Source organism: Mesorhizobium sp. M4A.F.Ca.ET.090.04.2.1 (assembly GCF_003999085.1).
Taxonomy (GTDB): Bacteria; Pseudomonadota; Alphaproteobacteria; order Rhizobiales; family Rhizobiaceae; genus Mesorhizobium.
Genome location: NZ_RZOT01000671.1, coordinates 1 through 2818, shown reverse-complemented (window position 1 = coordinate 2818; position 2818 = coordinate 1). Strand labels below are relative to the sequence as shown.

The following is a 2818-nucleotide window of genomic DNA, read 5'->3' as shown; positions in this document are numbered from 1 at the left end:
GCGAAAAATCGGTTGGGAAAGCAGAGCCGGTTTCCGGTCTCTGCGTGGAAGAGGTGGAGCTGGTCGAGCCGTGGCCTGAGATGCAGCGTGTCACCCGGCTTGAAGTCGTGGCGCTCACGAAACAGCGCCACCATCTCGCTTTCGCCGAAGCGCACAAAGACCAAGGTTTCGGAACCGGTCGGCTCGACCACGGAAATCCTGGCAGCGACGCCGTCGGGGTGGATTTCGAGATGCTCGGGCCGCACGCCATAGACGACGTTTTGGCTATCCTTGGCCGCGCTGCCGGGGGCAAGCGGAAACGCGGTGCCGGATATGTCGACAACGGACTTGTCGCCCTTCCGCACGACGCCCTTCAGAAGGTTCATGGCGGGCGAGCCGATGAAGCCGGCGACGAAGAGATTGGCCGGCCGGTCGAACAGCTGCAGCGGCGCGCCGACCTGCTCGATGCGGCCGTCACGCATCACCACGATCTTGTCGGCCATGGTCATGGCCTCGATCTGGTCGTGCGTGACGTAAATGGTGGTGGTCTTCAGCCGCTGGTGCAGTTCCTTGATCTCGGTGCGCATCTGGACGCGCAGCTTGGCATCGAGGTTGGAGAGCGGCTCGTCGAACAGGAAGACCTGCGGGTTGCGCACGATGGCGCGGCCCATGGCGACGCGCTGGCGCTGGCCGCCCGAGAGCTGACGCGGATAGCGCTTGAGATAGGGCGCGAGATCGAGGATGTCGGCGGCGCGCTTGACCCGCTCGGCGACGATCGCCGGATCGGTCTTGCGCAGCTTCAGCGCGAAAGCCATGTTCTGCTCCACCGTCTTGTGCGGGTAGAGCGCGTAGTTCTGGAACACCATGGCGATGTCGCGCTTCGCCGGCGGCAGATTGTTGACGACGCGCTCGCCGATCGCGATCGTGCCGCCGGAAACGGTCTCCAGCCCGGCCACCATCCTCAACAGCGTGGACTTGCCGCAGCCGGAAGGACCGACCAGCACGACGAACTGGCCGTCGGCGATATCGACGCTGACATCGTGCAGGACCTTGACTGGTCCGAACGCCTTGGCCACATTGGTGATCGCGACTTGAGCCATCATCTCCCCTATCGTTTTCGGTGAAGCTAGCCATTGCCAACGGCAAGGGCAAGTCAGTATATTATAGATAAAAAGCCATTCCTGTTGACAAGGTAATCGATTACGCGAATAGTGGCGAGCGCAAAATCCGATGATCGGTGCTTTGCCGGAAATCGGATCTCCAAGCGACGCAGGGTGGGGTCCCACGTCCCCGTATGGTATAGGAGAAACGCAGACGTTTCGGCGTCCGGTAGGTTGGCACGTCAAATTCACGGCTTTTGTTCTGGGAGGAATGTAGATGAGAGTCGGTCTTTACGAAAAACTGGTCCGCGCGGGTGCCACCCGGCGTGACATTCTCAAGGGCGCGGCCAGCATGGCCGCGATTGCCGCGGCTTCAGGCGCCGGCCTCGGCGCACTGACCCGGCCGGCCGCCGCGGCCGACGATCTGCGCGCGCAGATCCTGCAGATTCCAGGTGTCGGCAAGGGTCAGCCGACGGACGCCGATTTCCAGAAGGTGGGCGAGCTCTGCCTCGAAGCGACCAAGGCCAATGTCAAGGAAGGCGAGTTCGCCGGCGTCGAGCTCACCTTCATGGGCCTCAACAACCAGAACCTGCACAATGTTCTGTTCCGCGGCTTCCTGAAGCCGTGGGAGGCCTATACGGGCGCCAAGATCAGCTGGATCGACCTGGCGCAGGCCGACTACAACGCCCGCCTGCAGCAGTCGATCGCCACCGGCACCGTCGACTTCGACATCATCGAGATGGGCGCGCCCTTCGAAGGCGATGTATGCGGCAAGGGCCTGACCTCCGAAATGCCGGACTGGGTCAAGAAGCAGATCGACTTCGACGACCTGGTCAACTACCTGAAGCCGCCGGTCGGCACCTGGAACGGCAAGCAGTACCGCGTCACCATCGACGGCGACGCGCACAACTTCAACTACCGCACCGACGTGTTCGCCGATGCCGATCTCGCCAAGGCCTGGAAAGAGAGCGGGGCGACGACCGAATGGGGCGTGCCGAAGACCTGGCAGGAAGTGCAAGCCGTCACCAAGTTCCTCAAGGGCAAGCAGTTCAAGGGCCAGGATGTGTATGGCTATCTCGACGCGCCCAAGCCCTGGGGCGGCTTCGGCTTCTACTTCCTCGGCAGCCGCGCCAGCGCCTATGCCAAGCATCCCGACGACAAGGCCTGGCTATTCGATGCCGACACGATGAAGCCGCGCATCAACAATCCGGCCTGGGTGCGGGCGATCCAGGACGTCATCGACGCCCTGCCCTCGGAGCCGCCAGACCAGATCAACGCCGATCCGAACACCACCGGCTTCCAGCAGTTCCTGGCCGGCACCGGGTCGATGATCCCGTGGTGGGGCGACATCGGCTCCAACGTCAAGACCAACGACTCGTCGGTCATCGGCGACGTCACCGGCTTCTCGATCCTGCCCGGCTCGGACGACGTCTACAATTCGAAGACCGGCCAATGGGACAAGCTCGCCAGCGGCCCGAACTACTCGCCCAACTGCGCCTATCTCGGCTGGGGCGTCTATGTCATGGCCCGCGTCGACAGTGATGCGAAGAAGCAGAAGGCGGCATGGTCGGCGGCGGCACATCTCGGCGGCAAGGACCTGTCGCTCTGGTGCGCGGCCTATCCGTCGGGCTTCCAGCCCTACCGCAACAGCCATTTCAACATTCCAGAATGGGTGGCGGCCGGCTACGACGAGGCGTTCATCAGCTCCTACCTCAAGTCCGAGGGTGACAGCTACAATC

General features: G+C 63.0%; 2 protein-coding genes. One reads left to right on the top strand and one right to left on the bottom strand.

The window, feature by feature from the left end; genetic code table 11:
* Positions 1 to 1079, bottom strand: a 1079-nt coding sequence (gene ugpC, locus EN781_RS30125; protein ID WP_127400621.1) for a sn-glycerol-3-phosphate ABC transporter ATP-binding protein UgpC, incomplete at its 3' end; no start/stop codon positions are given.
* Between the two features lie 277 nt (positions 1080 to 1356).
* Between ugpC and EN781_RS30120 the strand changes: the two genes are divergently transcribed.
* Positions 1357 to 2818 (top strand): extracellular solute-binding protein (locus tag EN781_RS30120; RefSeq protein WP_127400620.1); only part of this gene is annotated, 1462 nt, incomplete at its 3' end.